At 29.4% G+C, this 17,871-nt stretch carries 16 protein-coding genes, 1 tRNA gene and 1 other RNA gene; 9 read left to right on the top strand and 9 right to left on the bottom strand.

Annotated features, from left to right (window positions below; translation table 11 throughout):
- Positions 1–2: 2 nt before the first annotated feature.
- Entirely contained in the window at positions 3–983 is a 981-nt protein-coding gene (locus AC5SLZ_RS00950; RefSeq protein ID WP_494615779.1) for an RluA family pseudouridine synthase, read from the bottom strand.
- A 23-nt stretch (positions 984–1,006) separates the two neighbouring features.
- On the opposite strand from AC5SLZ_RS00950, the gene AC5SLZ_RS00955 reads away from it, so the two are divergent.
- A tRNA-Arg gene (locus AC5SLZ_RS00955) sits at positions 1,007–1,083 on the top strand.
- A gap of 2 nt (positions 1,084–1,085) precedes the next feature.
- Here the strand turns inward: AC5SLZ_RS00955 and AC5SLZ_RS00960 are convergent.
- The 3 genes from AC5SLZ_RS00960 to AC5SLZ_RS00970 are packed head-to-tail and all read right to left on the bottom strand — an operon-like array spanning position 1,086 to position 3,534.
- The gene (locus AC5SLZ_RS00960; protein WP_028036334.1) at positions 1,086–1,877 is read right to left on the bottom strand and encodes an ABC transporter permease; all 792 of its coding nucleotides are present in this window, start codon (positions 1,875–1,877) and stop codon (positions 1,086–1,088) included.
- The gene (locus AC5SLZ_RS00965; RefSeq protein WP_297681768.1) at positions 1,864–2,601 is read right to left on the bottom strand and encodes an ABC transporter ATP-binding protein; all 738 of its coding nucleotides are present in this window, start codon (positions 2,599–2,601) and stop codon (positions 1,864–1,866) included. Before AC5SLZ_RS00965 ends, AC5SLZ_RS00960 begins: the two co-directional genes overlap by 14 nt.
- Positions 2,602–3,534: an L-threonylcarbamoyladenylate synthase gene (locus AC5SLZ_RS00970; RefSeq protein ID WP_494615780.1), complete on the bottom strand. Its 933-nt coding sequence runs from the start codon at positions 3,532–3,534 to the stop codon at positions 2,602–2,604. It lies immediately after the preceding gene.
- Between the two features lie 20 nt (positions 3,535–3,554).
- Between AC5SLZ_RS00970 and AC5SLZ_RS00975 the strand changes: the two genes are divergently transcribed.
- From AC5SLZ_RS00975 to dxs, 3 genes are read left to right on the top strand one after another with little or no spacing between them, the layout of a single operon-like run.
- Positions 3,555–3,791, top strand: a complete 237-nt coding sequence (locus tag AC5SLZ_RS00975) for an exonuclease VII small subunit (RefSeq protein WP_494615782.1) — start codon at positions 3,555–3,557, stop codon at positions 3,789–3,791.
- Positions 3,788–4,660 (top strand): polyprenyl synthetase family protein, encoded by an 873-nt coding sequence (locus AC5SLZ_RS00980; RefSeq protein WP_494615783.1) that lies wholly within the window; start codon positions 3,788–3,790, stop codon positions 4,658–4,660. Before AC5SLZ_RS00975 ends, AC5SLZ_RS00980 begins: the two co-directional genes overlap by 4 nt.
- Complete coding sequence (dxs, locus tag AC5SLZ_RS00985; protein WP_494615785.1) at positions 4,660–6,573, top strand: 1-deoxy-D-xylulose-5-phosphate synthase; 1,914 nt, start codon at positions 4,660–4,662, stop codon at positions 6,571–6,573. The genes AC5SLZ_RS00980 and dxs overlap by 1 nt, the downstream gene beginning before the upstream one ends.
- 8 nt (positions 6,574–6,581) lie before the next feature.
- On the opposite strand, the gene aroC is transcribed toward dxs, so the two are convergent.
- Positions 6,582–7,664 carry a chorismate synthase gene (gene aroC, locus AC5SLZ_RS00990; RefSeq protein ID WP_028036340.1) on the bottom strand — a complete coding sequence of 361 codons (1,083 nt, stop codon included), beginning with the start codon at positions 7,662–7,664 and terminating at the stop codon, positions 6,582–6,584.
- Positions 7,665–7,697: 33 nt separating this feature from the next.
- Here aroC and pdxH point away from each other — a divergent pair, with 33 nt between their 5' ends.
- Complete coding sequence (gene pdxH / locus AC5SLZ_RS00995; RefSeq protein ID WP_494615786.1) at positions 7,698–8,324, top strand: pyridoxamine 5'-phosphate oxidase; 627 nt, start codon at positions 7,698–7,700, stop codon at positions 8,322–8,324.
- Here pdxH and AC5SLZ_RS01000 read toward each other — a convergent pair.
- Positions 8,321–9,334 (bottom strand): polyprenyl synthetase family protein, encoded by a 1,014-nt coding sequence (locus AC5SLZ_RS01000; protein ID WP_494615788.1) that lies wholly within the window; start codon positions 9,332–9,334, stop codon positions 8,321–8,323. The two genes, pdxH and AC5SLZ_RS01000, sit on opposite strands and share 4 nt — an antisense overlap.
- Positions 9,335–9,448: 114 nt before the next feature.
- On the opposite strand from AC5SLZ_RS01000, the gene AC5SLZ_RS01005 reads away from it, so the two are divergent.
- Genes AC5SLZ_RS01005 through ppdK form a run of 4 tightly spaced genes read left to right on the top strand, consistent with a single transcriptional unit; the run spans position 9,449 to position 15,853 of the window.
- Positions 9,449–10,255, top strand: coding sequence for a S49 family peptidase (locus tag AC5SLZ_RS01005; protein ID WP_494615790.1), 807 nt, complete (start codon positions 9,449–9,451; stop codon positions 10,253–10,255).
- Positions 10,245–11,126, top strand: a complete 882-nt coding sequence (locus AC5SLZ_RS01010; protein ID WP_494615791.1) for a glycine--tRNA ligase subunit alpha — start codon at positions 10,245–10,247, stop codon at positions 11,124–11,126. The genes AC5SLZ_RS01005 and AC5SLZ_RS01010 overlap by 11 nt, the downstream gene beginning before the upstream one ends.
- Positions 11,127–13,196 (top strand): glycine--tRNA ligase subunit beta, encoded by a 2,070-nt coding sequence (gene glyS / locus AC5SLZ_RS01015; protein ID WP_494615793.1) that lies wholly within the window; start codon positions 11,127–11,129, stop codon positions 13,194–13,196. It begins immediately after the preceding gene.
- Positions 13,193–15,853, top strand: coding sequence for a pyruvate, phosphate dikinase (gene ppdK, locus AC5SLZ_RS01020; RefSeq protein ID WP_494615795.1), 2,661 nt, complete (start codon positions 13,193–13,195; stop codon positions 15,851–15,853). Before glyS ends, ppdK begins: the two co-directional genes overlap by 4 nt.
- A 24-nt stretch (positions 15,854–15,877) precedes the next feature.
- On the opposite strand, the gene AC5SLZ_RS01025 is transcribed toward ppdK, so the two are convergent.
- From AC5SLZ_RS01025 to ssrA, 3 genes are all read right to left on the bottom strand, one after another.
- Positions 15,878–16,444 (bottom strand): hypothetical protein, encoded by a 567-nt coding sequence (locus AC5SLZ_RS01025; protein ID WP_494615796.1) that lies wholly within the window; start codon positions 16,442–16,444, stop codon positions 15,878–15,880.
- 356 nt (positions 16,445–16,800) lie between these two features.
- Positions 16,801–17,481, bottom strand: a complete 681-nt coding sequence (locus AC5SLZ_RS01030; RefSeq protein WP_494615797.1) for a glycosyltransferase family 39 protein — start codon at positions 17,479–17,481, stop codon at positions 16,801–16,803.
- A gap of 89 nt (positions 17,482–17,570) precedes the next feature.
- Positions 17,571–17,870: a transfer-messenger RNA gene (ssrA, locus tag AC5SLZ_RS01035) on the bottom strand.
- Position 17,871 lies beyond the last annotated feature (1 nt).

Here is a 17,871-nt window from a genome sequence, read left to right on the forward strand (position 1 = left end):
ATTTATTCGCTAGTATTTCTAAGCATTTTTAATAAATTATTCAGTTCTAGAGGCAAAATTGAGGAAAATATCATTTCCTCATTAGTTTTTGGATGAATAAATCCTAAAGTTTTTGCATGTAAGAATTGTCTATCTAATTTAGAGATTAAACTTTCTAGCCCCATATCAATATTTTTTATCTTCTTATATTTTTTTTTGTATTTATCGTCCCCAACTATACTGTTTCCCATATGAGTCATGTGAACACGAATTTGATGGGTTCTTCCAGTTTCCAATTTACACTCTACCAAACTTAATGTTGGTGTTTTATCATTTTCATAAACTTCTATAGTTTTATAATTTGTTATTGCTCGTTTTCCTTTTGAACTACTAACCTCCATAAGTTGTCTATTTTTAGAACTGCGTGTTATAAAAGTATCAATTTTTCCTTTAGAAGGTCGAAGCTTTCCCCATATTAAAAGTTGATAAACTCTTGTGATTGTGTGATCGCTGAATTGCTTAGATAAATTTTCATGAGACTCATTGTTTTTTGCAATAACCACTAAACCTGAGGTGTTTTTATCAATTCTATGAACTATTCCTGGTCTTAATTCATCTCCAATGTTTGATAGAGAATCTTTATCATAATGCATTAATGCATTAACAATTGTTTTGTCATAATTTCCAGCCCCTGGATGCATAATTATTCTAGCTGGTTTGTTGATTACTAATAGGTCTTCATCTTCATGAATTATTTCCAGTTTAAAGTCATAAGGTTTTAATGAGGCTTTGTCAGGTTTTGGGATATTAAGGCTTAATTTATCACCAGTTAAAACTTTTTTTGAAGGACTTTTAATAATTTCATCATTTAGTTTTAGTTTTTCTTTAAGGATTAAGTTTTTAATTCTAGTTCTGCTAATCAATTCTTCTCTTTTATTGATTAATACATCAACTCTTAGATTATTTTCATTTTCTTCAACTATAAAATTAATGTTTTTTTCCATAAAATGTAATATTAATACTATATGCGCTTGTAGCTCAACTGGATAGAGCGCCTGACTTCGGATCAGGAGGTTCTGGGTTCGACTCCTAGCAGGCGCGCCAACTTATTCGCCAATATTTATTAAAGTTCCTTTCTCTCTAGCTTTATCAAAAGAATAATAAAATACTGATACTGCCGCAATTAGATATGCAGCGTTCAAATAAAGAGCTTGTATAATATTTTTATAATCTACAGATTGATTAACTAAAATATTTCGTGTTTCCTCAAAAATATAAACTAATGGAAGAGCATAAGCTATTGATTGAAAAATTTCTGGTAAAGTTTCAACTGGGTAATATATACACCCAAATGGTGCTAGTAAGAACATAGTAGACCATGCAATATTTTCAAAAGATGGACCAAATCTCAACAATCCTGCAGAAACAAATAAACCTAGGGTAATTCCAAAAATATATAAACTTAAAAAAAGAAACGCTAGAGGTAAGCCTAAATCTAATAAAGAAATTCCAAACAAAGGGGAGGTCAATAGTATTGCTGGAACCAAACCGATCAAAGCTCTAATTAAAGCAGTAAAAACTAGTGATACAATAATCTCACTAATTTTCATTGGAGCAATAAATAAGTTAGTAAAATTTCTACTCCATATTTCCTCTAAAAATAGCATATTGAAACCAATGCTAGTTCTAAACAAAAAATCATATAAAATTGCACAAGAGAGAATTACTCCAACAGCACCATTATAGTAGGTGCTATGATCTGCAAAAAAGTTTGAAATAAAACCCCATAGTGTGATTTGAATAGATGGCCAATAAATTAAGTCTAAAATTCTTGGAAATGATCTTGTTATTAAATAAAAGTGTCTTAAAAAAAGACCATAAATTCTAGTTAAATTCATTTTTATTTCTTGCTAGTTCTAAAAAAACTTCTTCTAAATTTTTTCTTCCATGTTTTGCAATTAAATTGTCTGGGGTACCACTATCTACTATTGTCCCACCTTTCATCATTAAAATAGAGTTACATAGTCTCTTAACTTCGTCCATATTATGTGAAGCAAGTAATACTGATATTTTTTTTTCTTTTTTATAATTTTCTAAAAAGGTTCTAACAAAATCACCTGTTTCAGGATCCAAAGACGCAGTAGGTTCATCAAGTAAAAGCACAGAAGGATTATTAATCAATGCTTTTGCTAAACTTACTCTATTTTTTTGCCCAGAAGAAAGTTCTCCTGTAATATTGTCTAATAGTTTATTTAATCGTAATTTATTTGATAAATAGTCAATTTGTTCATTAAGGTTATTTACATTATATAATTTTCCATAGACTACCAAATTTTGCCTAACTGTAAGTTTTTTTGGCAACTCTATATATGGAGAAATAAAATTCATTTTATGAAGAAGAGAAATTTTATTTTTCTCAATGTCCATTCCATTAATTAAGACCTTGCCACTGGTCGGCTTTAATAGGCCGAGCATCATACCAATTGTAGTTGTTTTTCCACACCCATTTGGCCCTAGTAAGCCAACTATTTCATTTTCATTAATTTTAAAGTTAATATTATTTACAGCTTGTTTTGACTTATAACTTTTTGATAAATTAATAACTTCAATTGAATTTGTCATTTAATATTTTGAGGCTCTGCTTAATCTATCATTTATTGTTTTACCAATACCTTTATTTTGAATTTTTTCCACTGCAATCTTTTTATAACCATCCTTTTTAATTTTTCTTAATATTGAGTATAGATTTTTAGCAGATTGCTGAAGATTATTATTTTTACTTAAATAGTAGTAGTTTTTAAATGTAGTGTTTCTTTTTTTTATTAATACGAAAGCTTCATTTTTTTTTGGTTTTTTAGCATTTATTCTTAGTGGAATACCTGGGGAGTAATGTAAAGGAAATTGTCCAGGTGCAATTTTCTTTTTTGAATTAGTTTTAATTAAAACTTTTTTTTTTAATATATTTTCTATTTTTGAAATATCCAATCCTCCAAATCTAAGTATTGTTGGTTTACTTAAAAGATTGATAATTGTAGACTCCACACCAATTTGGCATCTACCTCCATCTAACACATACTTAATTTTTAATCCAAACTCCTCAATAACGTCAGATGCTTTAACAGAGCTTAATCTGGTTGATATATTTGCACTTGGTGCAGCTAATGGATAATCTAAAACTTTAAGTAGTTTTCTAAATAAAGGATGTTTAGGAAAACGAACAGCAAGGCTTGTTTGTTTATTAGTTACAAATTTAGAAATTTTACTGTCTTTTTTTAACTTCAGAATAAATGTTATCGGGCCAGGAGAGAAGTGATTATAAAGCTTAATAAAATTATCATCAATATGACAATCATCCTTAAGCTTACTAATATCCAAATAATGAACAATTAAAGGGTTGTTCTTAGGTCTTTTTTTTAAATTAAATATCTTTTTTACAGACATGTTTGAATAAGCGTTTCCAGCTAATCCATAGACAGTTTCAGTTGGCACAGCTACACAATGATTTTTATCTAAATAATCTTTAGCTTTTTTGATATTTGATTGAATAGATTTCATGTATTAATAATTATTATTATATGAAAGATAAAAATTTACTACCTGATAATAATACAAGTACACTTGAGGAGCTAACAGATCAGGCAAATCGAATAATAGAATCTTTAGAAAATGAAAAAGATCTAAATAATTCAGTAGAAAGCTATCAACAATTATTAAAGCTAAACAATATTATTGAAAAAAAATTTTATAAAAATTTTAGATCTATTGGTGAAGAAACAAATAAAAAAGTTAAAGAAATCATTAAAAAAAAATGAAAACTGAACTTGATAGGATTGCAAAAGATACAAACGTTTTTCTGAAGAAATTTCTTAATCAACAGAATAATTCTAAATTAATTCCAGCCATGAATTATGGCTTATTTCCTGGTGGAAAAAAAATTAGATCTAAAGTTTTAATTGATATTGGCTCATTACTATCAATAGATTATAAAACATTAATTGCTATCGGTGCTGCAGTAGAATGTATTCATGCTTATTCTCTTATTCATGATGATTTACCATGCATGGATAATGATAAAATCAGAAGAGGAAAACCATCTACACATATTAAGTTTGGTGAGTCCACAGCAGTACTTGCTGGAAATTCATTACTTACAATGGCATTTGAAATTTTAGCAAGTCCTACTTTAAAAATAAGTGAAAAAATTAGAATTAATCTGATTAAGAAATTATCTGAATGTTCAGGTCACTTAGGTATAGCGGGTGGTCAATATCTAGATTTAAGTTATGAAAAAAAAAAGATATCCAAAAACAAGATCATAGAAATGGAAATTAAAAAAACAGGAAAACTATTTAGTTTTTGCTGTGCTGTACCAGCAATTATTAAGAAAAAAAATACTAGAGAAATTAAATTTTTTGAAAATATGGGATCTGATATTGGTTTATTATTTCAAATAGCTGACGATTTAATTGATTTCAAAGGTAGCTCCAAAATAGCTGGAAAAAAAACAGGAAAAGATCAAAAAAAAGGCAAAGCTACACTAATAAGCTTACTAGGATATATGAATGCAATTAAATATTGTGATAGAATTATTTTAAAAATAAATAAGAATTTAAAAAAATATGGTTCAAATTCTAAAAATATAGAAGAGACATTGAATTATATTTTACATAGAGATAAGTAATGCAAAATCATAAATTTTTAAACAATATCAATTTTCCATCTGATTTAAGAAAACTATCAGAACATGATTTGCAAAAAGTTTCTGATGAAGTTAGAGAAGAGATGATTAGCGCAGTTTCTGAAACTGGGGGACATTTAGGTGCGGGCTTAGGAGTGGTTGAGCTAACAGTTGCTCTACATTATGTTTTTGACACTCCTAATGATAAACTAATTTGGGATGTAGGGCATCAATCTTATCCACATAAAATTTTAACTGGAAGAAAAAATAAGATTAGATCTTTAAGGCAAGGAAATGGATTATCAGGATTTACAAAAAGATCAGAAAGTGAGTACGATCCTTTTGGAGCTGCTCACAGTTCAACATCTATATCCTCAGCACTAGGAATTGCTGAAGCAAATAAATTAGCAAATAAATCCTCAAATGTAATTGCTGTAATTGGTGATGGTGCAATAAGTGCAGGCATGGCTTATGAGGCCATGAATAATGCAGGAGCATCAAAAACTAAAATGATTGTTATTTTGAATGATAACGATATGTCGATCGCAAAACCAGTAGGTGCTATGAGAACTTATCTAACAAAGTTATTTACTGGAAAAATTTATTTTAGTCTAAGAGAAACAATTAAATTGATAATGTCTTCATTCTCAAAACGGTTTAGTGACAAAGCTGGAAAGGCTGAAGATTTTTTAAGATCTGCAGTTATAGGAGGTACATTATTTAACTCTTTAGGTTTTTATTATGCAGGTCCAATAGATGGTCATGATCTAACAAGTCTTATTCCGATTCTTAAAAATGCAAGGGACCTGAAACATGAAGGTCCAATTATGATTCATATTAAAACACAAAAAGGAAAAGGCTATTCTTATGCTGAAAAAGCATCCGATCATTACCATGGTGTGTCAAAATTTAATGTAAAGACAGGTGAACAAGCTAAAAGTGGAAGTAATCTTCCAGCTTATACAAAAGTATTTGCTAATACCTTGGTTAAACATGCTCAAAAAGATAGTAAAATAGTTGGAATAACAGCTGCGATGCCTGGTGGAACAGGTATGGATATTTTTGGGAAGGAATTTCCAAAAAGAATGTTTGATGTAGGTATAGCTGAACAACACGCTGTAACTTTTTCAGCTGGTCTAGCAACAGAGGGTTATAAACCTTATGCTGCAATTTATTCTACTTTTTTACAAAGAGCTTATGACCAGGTTGTTCATGACGTGGCTATTCAAAGTTTACCTGTAAGATTTGCAATAGATAGAGCTGGCTTAGTTGGGGCAGATGGATCTACACATGCTGGTTCATTTGACATTACTTATTTATCAGCACTACCTAATTTTATTGTTATGGCTGCAAGCGATGAAGTTGAGTTAGTAAAAATGATAAACACTTCAGTTGATATTAACGACAAACCAAGTGCAATTAGATACCCACGTGGAACAGGTGTGGGTCTTGATTTGCCTTCAATCGATGAAAAAATTGAAATTGGAAAAGGAAGAATCGTTCAAGAAGGAAACCAAGTTTGTATTTTAAGTTTGGGAACAAGACTTGAAGAATGCAAATTAGCTGCAGAAGAATTAAAAAATAAAGGTGTGTCTGTAACAATTGTTGATGCAAGATTTGCAAAACCCTTAGATCAAGAACTTATCTTAAAATGTGCTAGAGAACATGAGGTTGTGATTACTATAGAAGAGGGGTCGATTGGTGGTTTTGGCTCACATGTCAAAAACTTGCTAGCTGAAAAAGGTATATTTGATAAAGGATTAAAGTTTAGAGCAATGACATTGCCAGATACATTTATTGAACAAGATAATCCAAAAAAAATGTATGATGTAGCTGGACTGAACGCATCTCAAATTTCAAAAAAAATCTTAGATGTTTTATTCACAAGGGATTCTATTAAAGTAGTAAAAAAATAAAAATAGATCTAACTACACTGAGCTTTGTTCATTAAATAATGATCTAATAAAACACAGTTCATCATAGCTTCACCGACAGGGACCGCTCTTATACCTACACATGGATCGTGTCTTCCTTTAACTGATATAGTGGTATTTTTTCCAAATTTATTAATTGTTTTTCTTGTTGTTAAAATTGATGATGTAGGTTTTACAGCAAAGGAAGCAATAATTTCTTGACCACTTGATATGCCACCCAAGATTCCTCCAGCATTATTGGAGTTAAATTTTAACTTTTTACCCTTTTGAGAAATTTCATCTGAGTTTTGTTCTCCACTTAATTGCGCTGAGTTCATGCCAGACCCAATATTAACTCCTTTAACAGCATTGATACTCATTAAACCAGAAGCAATATCAGAGTCTAACTTTGAATATATTGGAGCACCTAATCCTGGAGGTATACCTCTTGCTCTTATTTCAATTACAGCTCCACAAGAAGATCCTGATTTTCTAACATTCAATAAATATTTTTCCCAAAGTTTAATCATTGATTTATCTGGACAAAAAAATGGATTTTTAGTTATTACTTTATCGTTCCATTGATTTACATCACATCCTAATATTCCTAGTTGGGTCACAGCCCCAATAACTTTGAACTTTTTTCCTAATTTATTATGTAAAACTAATTTAGCTATTGCTCCAGCAGCAACACGAGCTGCAGTTTCCCTTGCTGAGGATCTTCCTCCACCCCTATAATCCCTAATTCCATATTTTTTAAAATAAGTTAAATCAGCATGTCCTGGTCTAAATTTATCTTTAATGTTTCCATAATCTTTTGACCTCATATCTTTGTTGTAAATTATTAGTGATATTGGAGTTCCAGTTGTCTTTCCTTCAAACACACCAGATAAAATTTGAACTTTATCGTCTTCTTTACGCTGAGTTGTAAATTTTGATTGTCCAGGTTTTCTTTTATCTAGTTCAATTTGTATATCTTGTTCTTTAAGGCTTATGTTTGGTGGACAACCATCTACTATACAGCCTATAGCAGGACCATGGGATTCACCCCATGTTGAGAAACGAAATAGCTTTCCAAAAGTATTAAATGACATTATTTATATTGTATAGATTATTTTGTTTAAATTATGAATCAAAAAAATTCACTTGGCCTAAATAACTGTTTTTTAGATTTAGATGATCCAATTCAATTGTTTAAAGCATGGATGGATGAGGCAAATAAATCAGAACCTAATGATCCCAATGCTCTTTCTTTAGCAACTTCAGATAAAAATAATTTTCCATCAGTGAGAATGGTTTTATTAAAGGAATTTAATCAAAATGGATTTGTTTTTTATACTAATTTAAATAGTCAAAAGGGAAATGAACTTAAAGAAAATCCCAATGCCGCAATGTGTTTTCATTGGAAAAGTCTATTAAGACAAATAAGAATTAATGGCTCAGTAACTCAGGTAGAAGATAAAGTGGCTGATCAATATTATAATTCAAGAGGCTATGAAAGTAGAATTGGAGCTTGGGCATCAAAACAAAGTAAAGAGATAGAAAATAGAGAGGTGCTTATAAAATCAATTAAAGAATTTAAACAAAAATATAACGATGAAAAAAATGTTCCAAGGCCTAGTCACTGGTCAGGATGGAATTTGACTCCCACAAGTATTGAATTCTGGTTAGATGGAGACAATAGAATTCACGAAAGACTTAAATATACAATTGACGATAATGGAAATTGGATTAAATCTTTATTAAGTCCTTAAAAATTTCTAGCTAAGCTAAATGAGGTAAGGCTTTTTAAAATAGTTTTTTCTTTTGAGTCTTTAAATACTGCAAGAGAATTTGAGGCAAGATTAATGTAATGTTGAGCTTTTTGGTAACATTTATTTATAATTTTATATTTTTTTATCAAAGCAATAATTTGATTAAAATCATTTTTATCTCTTAAATCTTTTTTAAAAAGTTCGATTAATAATTTTTTTTCATTAATGTCTATATTTTGAAATAGTAAAATAATAGGTAAAGTAATCTTGCCTTCATAAAAATCTTGACCTATTTTTTTTCCAAAAAATTTTAAATCAGAATTATAGTCAAGTGTATCATCGGCAATTTGAAAAGTTAACCCAAGATTTCTCCCATAAAACTCAAGTGCAACTTTTTCTTTATTACCCACATTTGATAAAATTGCACCAACTTTTGTTGCAGCCGCAAAAAGCTCAGCTGTTTTTGCTGAAATGATCTTTAGATAAGTTTCCTCAAGCATATCAACTTCCCCTTTATGTTGAAGTTGTAAAACTTCTCCCTGAGCAATCTTTGAAGAGGTTGATGACAATAATTTTAAAACCTCTAAGTTGCCATCTTCTACCATCATTTCAAAACATCTACTTAATAAATAGTCTCCGATTAAAACTGATGAATGATTGTCCCAAACTTTATTCAAAGTTTCTTTGCCTCTTCTAATAACACCTTCATCAATTACATCATCATGCATTAGTGTTGCGCTATGAATTAATTCAACACAAGCTGCTAAATTGATATCTCTTGAACCTTTAGAGTAGCCACATAATTTTGCTGATCCTAGAGTTAAAAGAGCACGCAATCTTTTTCCACCAGTTTGAATATGATACTCAGTCATTTTTTGAACTAATTCAACTTCACTGGCTAACTTTGATTTTATCTTTTCTTCAGTAAGAACTAACTTATCTTCAACAGAATCCTTTAGTTGAAAATATGAGTCGTTTATCTGATTTTTAAGCTGAACTACAGTTCCCATAATTAAATTAAATTAATATATTTGAGTTATATATATTACTTATCAATTGACGCACCTATTTCTTCATTTATAAGTAATTAGAATATTCAATAAATAATTCTATAAGGATAAAAAATGTTCTCTTTTTTTAAAAAGAAAAAGACTGTAGCCCATATAAAACTAAATGGTGTTATAGGAAACGCTGGTAAATTTAAACAAGGAATAGATTTTGCTGGTCAAGAAGAAATTATAAAAAAGGCTTTTTCTCTTAAAAAAGCATCTTGTGTTGCAATAACAATTAATTCACCTGGAGGATCGCCAGTTCAATCACATTTAATTTATAGCTTTATAAGACGGGAAGCAAAAAACAGTAAAAAAAAAGTAATTGTGTTTGCTGAAGATGTTGCTGCATCAGGCGGATACCTAATCTCATGTGCTGGAGATGAAATTTATGCAAATTCAAGCTCAATTATTGGCTCTATAGGAGTGATCTATTCTTCATTTGGATTTACAGAATTAATTAAAAAAATTGGTGTTGAAAGAAGAGTTCACACAGCTGGTAAAAACAAAAGCACCTTAGATCCATTTTTAGAAGAAAAAAACGAAGATATAGAAAGATTAAAAAAGATTCAGCTAGATTTACATAAAGATTTTATAGATGTGGTGGAGAAAAGTAGAGGAACTAAATTAAATAAATCTGAAGTAGAACTTTTTTCTGGAGAATTTTGGTCAGGTAGTAAAGCTAAAGAACTAGGATTAATAGATGGGCTAGGTGATGCTCATCAAATTTTAAAAGAAAAATTTGGAAATGATGTTATTATTAAAAAATTTGAAAAAACTAAAGGGTGGTTAAGTCAAAAACTTTCTTCTTCTAATAATCAAGTTGATCAATTAGCCAACATTTTAGACGAAAGGTCAATCTGGCAAAGATATGGTTTCTAAAATAAAAAAACCAAAACAAAAATTTCAATCATTTCAAGATACAATTCTTAATCTTCAAAAATTCTGGAGTAAACATGGTTGCGTTATTCTACAGCCTTATGATATGGAAGTTGGGGCTGGCACTTTCCATCCAGCAACTACGCTTAGATCTTTAGGTCCAAAGCATTGGAAAGCAGCTTATGTTCAGCCATCAAGAAGACCTACGGACGGAAGGTATGGAGATAATCCAAATAGGCTGCAACACTATTATCAGTTTCAAGTTTTGATTAAACCTTCGCCAAATAATATAAAAAAATTGTATCTAAATAGTTTGTCAGTCATTGGAATTGATCATAATGAACATGATATTAGGTTTGTTGAAGACGATTGGGAAAGCCCGACACTTGGTGCTGCGGGTTTAGGTTGGGAAGTTTGGTGTGATGGTATGGAGATTACACAATTTACATACTTTCAACAAATGGCAGGATTTGAATGTAAACCTGTATCCGTTGAAATTACATACGGATTAGAAAGAATATGTATGTTTACCCAACAACAAAAGAATGTTTATGATCTTATATGGAATAATGAAGGGGTAAAATATCATGATATTTTTCATCAAGCAGAAAAAGAATTTTCTGCATATAATTTTGAACATGCAAATGTTGATAGTTTATTTAAAATGTTTGATATGATCGAACTTGAAGCTAAATCTCTTGTAGAAAAAAATATATCATTACCAGCGTACGACCAATGCCTGAAGGCAAGTCACATATTTAATATTTTAGATGCTAGAGGAGCAATTAGTGTTGCTCAAAGGGCCGGATATATTGGCAGAATTAGAGATATTACTAAAGCTGCAGCAGGTATTTGGTTAGATATTCAAAGCTAAATGTCAGAATTTTTTTTAGAATTATTTAGTGAAGAGATACCATCATCTCTTCAAAAGAGTTTAAGAGAAGATCTTTTAAATAGTTTTATTAAGGTGTTTGATGAAAAATCTATTTCATTTAAAAAAAGCTCATCATTCTCAACTCCAAATAGATTAGTCGTTTTTTTTGAGGGTTTACAAAAACAAATAACTTTGAAATCAGAGGAAATAAAAGGTCCAAGTGTAAAAGCTCCAGAAATTGCATTAGAGGGCTTTATTAGGTCAAATGACATTTCTAAAAAAGATCTTATTAAAAAAGTGATAGATAAAGGTGAATTTTATTTTTTTAAAACAAAATTAAAAAAACTCAATACTCATGATTTATTAGAAGAGTTAGTTCCATCAATATTACATAAAATTCAATGGAAAAAATCTATGAGATGGAATGATTTTAGTTTAAATTGGGGGAGACCCTTAAAATCTATTCTGGCAATTTTTGATAAAAAAAAATTAAATTTCAATTTTCATCATTTAACTTCTTCCAATTCAACATTTGTAGATAAAGAGTTTGAAGAAAAGAAAAAAATATTTATTGATTATCACGATTATAATATTTTTTTCAAAAAATTGAATATTACTATTGATCATAATCAAAGAAAAAATTTTATAGAAAAAAAGCTAAATGAGATTTCAAGTATTAAAAATATATTAATTGAAAATAACCCCAAGTTACTTGATGAAGTTGTTGATCTAACAGACCAACCAAATGTTATATTGTGTGAATTTGATAGAAAATTTCTAAACATTCCTAAAGAAATATTAATAATTACTATGCAGCATCATCAAAAATACTTCCCAACTTTTGATAAAAAAGGAAATATAACAAATGAGTTTTTAGTTGTAACTAATAAGCAGGATATCAATGGATTAATTAAACTTGGAAATGAAAGAGTTGTAGAAGCCAGGCTAAATGATGCTGAATTTTTTTGGAATAAAGATAAATCACAAAATTTGGTCAAAAGAGTTTCAATGCTTAAATCTATGAATTATTTCAAAGGACTTGGAACTTATTTTGATAAAGTTCAAAGAATGAGGAAATTAGGTGGAATGCTTTCTGATGAATTGTTAATTAGTAAAGATAAAGTTGAATTATCTGCATCCATTTGTAAAGTTGATCTAGTTTCAGAACTTGTGGGAGAATTTCCAGAACTTCAAGGTATTATGGGAGGTTATTTTGCAGAGTCGCAGGGGTTCGAAAAAGATGTTTGTAAAGCCATCAGTGAACAATACTTACCTGCTGGACTAAATTCAAAAGTACCTAAAAAACCATATAGTGTAGCTCTGTCTCTAGCTGATAAAATTGACACATTGGTAGGTTTTTTTGGAATAAATCAAAAGCCAACAAGCTCAAAAGATCCATTTGCCTTAAGAAGATTAGCCTCAGGAATAATCAAAACAATAGTTGAAAATAAAAAAGATTTTAAAATAAAAGATTTAATTAGTTATTCAGCTGGTTTGTATTTGGATCAAGGTTTTAAATTTGAAAATAAATCTCTACAAAGCGAATTAATAAATTTTTTAATGGATAGATTAAAATTTTATATGAAAGAAGAGAAAATTCGTAGTGATATTGTTCAAGCCTCTACAAGCTTTCTCAACTTAGATCAATCAGTAATTATTTTTGGTAAGGCTAAAAGTTTAAATAAGTTTATTGCTAAACCTAATGGAATAGATGTCGTTTCAAGCTTCAAGAGAGCTTCAAGTATATTGGAAAGTGAGTTAAAAGATAAAAACCTAGAATTATCAAATACAACTGATCCTGGTATTTTTAAAACTGAATTCGAGAAAAATTTATATAAAAAAATCAATGAATTAAGAAAGTACTTTCAAAATATTAATAAAGACGAGGATTTTGATCAATCCCTCAATAATTTAGCTGAGTCAAAAAAAGTAATTTTTGATTTTTTTGATAATGTCATTGTTAATGAGGAGGATGTCACAATAAAAAAAAACAGACTGGAACTAATCCAAATGTTATGTAAAACGTTCGATTATTATGTTAATTTTTCTTTAATCGATTCCCATCAATGAAAAAACTAATTTTAAATTTCAAATCTAAAGATAGTAAAAAAATTAAAAACCCTAAAAATTTTTTAGGAGGTAAGGGTGCTAATTTATCTGAAATGGGAAGAATGGGTTTGCCAGTTCCACCAGGATTTACAATTTCAACGAAAGTATGTGAACTTTTTTATAAAGATAAAAAAAAATTGAATAAAAATTTAGTTATTCAAATAAAAAAAGAATTAAAGATTATAGAAAAAGATGTAGATAAAAAATTTGGAGATTTAAAAAACCCTTTACTTCTCTCGGTAAGATCTGGAGCAAGAGTATCTATGCCAGGAATGATGGATACAATTTTAAACTTAGGTTTAAATGATAAGACCGTAAATGCCTTAGCTTTAAAAACTTCAAATGGCAGATTTGCTAAAGATAGTTATAGAAGATTTATACAAATGTACGGTAACGTGGTAATGGGAGTTGAAGGATATCATTTTGAGGAACTTATTGAAAATTATAAGCTTACAAAAGGAGTTCTCTTAGATACCGATCTAGATGAAAATGATTGGGATGGTTTGATAGTTGATTTTAAAAGAACTGTTAAAGAAAAAACAAAAAAAGATTTTCCACAAGATGTTTACCAACAATTACTCGGAGCAATAAGTGCGGTATTTTTATCGTGGGAAAGCAACAGGGCAAAAGTTTACAGAAAATTAAATCTAATCCCTGCTGAATGGGGTACAGCAGTAAATGTGCAATCAATGGTTTTTGGTAATATGGGCGAAGATTGTGCAACGGGTGTGGTGTTTACAAGAAACCCTTCAGATGGATTAAAAGAAATTTATGGTGAGTATTTAATTAATGCTCAAGGCGAAGATGTTGTGGCTGGAACTAGAACACCACAATACATAACAAAAAAAGCAAGACAACAAGCTAAAGTAAAAGCTCCATCGATGGAAGAGGTTATGCCAAATGTTTACAGACAGCTTTACAAAATTTTAAAAAAATTAGAAAAGCATTATCAAGATATGCAGGATGTCGAATTCACTGTTGAAAATAAAAAATTATGGATGCTTCAAACTAGATCTGGAAAAAGAACGGCTAAATCGGCAGTAAAGATTGCAGTTGATATGGTTAAAGAAAAATTAATTTCAAAAAAAGAAGCTGTCTTAAGAATTGACCCTAATTCATTAGACACTTTGCTTCATCCAACTTTGGATGAGCAAAGTTCAATAAATGTTATAGCAAATGGTTTGCCAGCTTCCCCGGGTGCAGCAAGTGGTAAAGTTGTTTTTACATCCGAAGAGGCTGAAAGATTGGCTGGGATGATGCAAGATACAATTTTAGTCAGAGTGGAGACGTCACCAGAAGATATTCAGGGAATGCATGCAGCTAAAGGAATTTTGACAGCAAGAGGAGGTATGACAAGTCACGCAGCTGTTGTTGCAAGAGGAATGGGAAGACCTTGTGTTTCAGGTTCTAGTGAGATTGATATTAATTACGAAGATAAATCGTTCAAAACTGCATCTTTAAAAATAAGAGAAGGTGAAGTTATAACGATTGATGGATCAACAGGCCGAATTATATCAGGAAGAGTATCAACGGTAAAACCTGAAATTTCAGGCGATTTTTCAAAATTAATGTCATGGGCAGATAGTTTTAGAAAACTAAATATTAGAACTAATTCAGAAACACCTAAAGATACAAAAACAGCTAAAGATTTTGGTGCCGAAGGTGTTGGTCTTTGTAGAACGGAGCATATGTTTTTTGATGAAGAGAGAATTTTGTCTATGCGTGAAATGATTTTATCTAAAACTAAAGAGGATAGAGCAACAGCACTCGAAAAACTTTTACCTCATCAAAAAAAAGATTTTGTAGAAATTTTTAAAATTATGAATGGCCTACCAGTTACAGTCAGGTTGTTAGACCCTCCTCTTCATGAGTTTTTACCTAGAACAAGTAAAGAAATTAATGAGGTTGCAAATGCAGTGGGACTTTCGACTAAAGAAGTTGAAACTAGAATAGACGAACTACATGAACAAAACCCAATGTTGGGACATAGAGGTTGTAGATTAGGTATTTCATTCCCAGAGATTTATGAAATGCAATGTAGAGCTATTTTTGAAGCATTAGCCGAACTTAAAAAGAAAAAGATAAAATCAGCTTTCCCAGAGATTATGATCCCTCTAGTTTCTACTGAGGTAGAAATTAAAATAATGAAAGATTTAGTGATAAATATTGCAAGTGAGGTTCAAAAACAGAATAAAATTAAAGTAGAATTTATGGTTGGAACAATGATTGAGTTACCTAGAGCGGCAATAAAAGCCAAAGAAATTGCTAAACATGCAGAGTTTTTTAGTTTTGGAACTAACGATTTAACACAAACAACATTTGGAATTAGCAGAGATGATAGTGGTAAATTTTTAAACGACTATTTAGATAATAAAATATTTTCAATTGATCCATTTGTATCTATAGACGAGGGAGTTGCAGACTTAATTGAAATTGCTGTTGAAAAGGGAAAAAATCAAAATAAAAAATTGAAACTTGGTATTTGTGGTGAGCATGGTGGAGACCCTAAGAGTATTGAGTTTTGCTCTAAAGTAGGTTTAAATTATGTTTCTTGCTCACCTTATAGAGTTCCAATTGCAAGATTAGCAGCTGCTCAGGCAGAATTAAAATATAGATAGATTTAATTTATAACTTTAAATAATTTATTTATTTATTTTTGTAAATTTTGATAAAATCAAGTTAGCTCTTTTTACAAAGAAAAGATCTTGTCCTTTGTAAATATCAAAACATGTTCTTTTATCATTTTTATTAAAACTTGCTCTATTAGTCATAATTATAAAATCAGCCTCATTAGGATGTGTTATGTTGAATTTTTTGTATTTTTTTGACAAATAATAGCGTGCAATATCAATATCACCTCCACATATAGATATATTAAATTTATTGAGTTTTTTTCCATTAATTTCTTTTGGCAATTTGTTTATTAATTCCTTCCAAGATGTATTCCAGTAATCATTCTCAAATTTATTTTTAGCTTTATCTAAGTTGATAAAATTATAATTTAAATAAGTATACTGATATGGCGAAAGATTAATAAATCTACTCAAAGATAAAGCTAATAAAAATATAAATAAGCCAGATGATATAAAGTTTATGTAACTTTTTTTGAAGTTAAGAAAAAAATAAATAATGCTGAATGCACAAATAGTGCAGAAAAAAGGAATTAAGAATAAAAACAATCTAATTCCATCATAAATTTTGACGTTCATTACAATTGTAAGAAAAACTATGAATAAGATGATAAATAAATTTAAAAATATAAATTTATAAAATTCATTTACGTAGTTTTTAAAAAAATCTTTTTTTAAAAAAATAAGAATTATTGAAATAAAAAAAAGTAATGATTGATAAATTGGCATTTTAAATAATAAAAAACTTAAAAAATAGTTTTTAGGAGTATTAGATGTCTCGTGGAAAATGCCATTTATCAAAACTAATTTTGGCCCAGCTTCCCAAAAAATTGAATTTTTTAGTGTTTCAAAAAGAATAATAAAGTTACCCTGATGCAAATGAGGCCAAGTAAGCAATATTAGAGATAAGATAATTATTAAACTAATAGCTATATCTAGGATTTTTTTTTTAAAAAATCTCCCGAACTATATTTGAATATTTTTACATAATAAAAAATTCCAAATAATATTATTGGAAATATTATTGCTAAAAAAGATATTCTGATACCACAGCCAAAACCAACAAAAAAAGAAAAAAGAATTAAATTTTTTAAATCTTTTTCTTTTGAAATATATTTATAAAAAAAATATAAAAACCATATTAGAGAAAAAAATATTATTGTATCTTTTGGGTTAATCCCCATGTGCCCAAAAAAGAACGGATTTAAGACTGTAAGTAATGAACTAAATAAGGCCAAAAGTTCATTTTTTGAAAATAATTTAACGAAACTATAAAGACCATATACGGAAAGTGCTGAAAAAATAAAATTGATAAAATGCTTAATACTGAAAAAAAAGTTCTGAAAAAAATTTGGATAAATTTTATATAATAAATAGCTTATTGAGCTACTAAGAGTGTCATATAAACCTGGATAAAATTGATTATTAGCATATTGATAATTTTGATATTCTCCAAAAGAGATCAAATAACGTAATCGACGTATTCCATTAGCGGCATGAAAAGGTTCATCCCAAGAACCTCCAATAACTAGGGAATTCCATAATCCAAAAAAAATTAAAATTGTTATTATGATTTTTAATAAAATTATAAGCTTATTTTGAAAATTTATATTCATTATAGTTTTTTAATTTCTATATTTATTGATTAGCTTTTTTGAACATTCCCTAATTTACCATAATTTATATCAGATATTACAATCATTATAGAGGGGGCGTTCTGTTGCCAGGTGCCCCAAACCCCGTCTACTTAATTAACAAAGTTAATTAGGCAGCAAGTGCGTAACTTTCGTTAGCAATTATAAATTAGCCCGTCACGGTGGAACAATCCCGAACGAAAGAATAGCCTTTAGTCATCCGTCGAATCTAGTTCACCCCCATAAGTTGTAATGGTGGAGGTGGTGGGTACTGCCCCCACGTCCGCAATGGTTATTACGAAATTCGTTTATCGTCGTAGTTGGAAAACCAACATTATTAATATAAAAGGAATTACAATAGATTCAATAACA

The sequence above is a fragment of the Candidatus Pelagibacter sp. PS_06 genome, assembly GCF_059418045.1.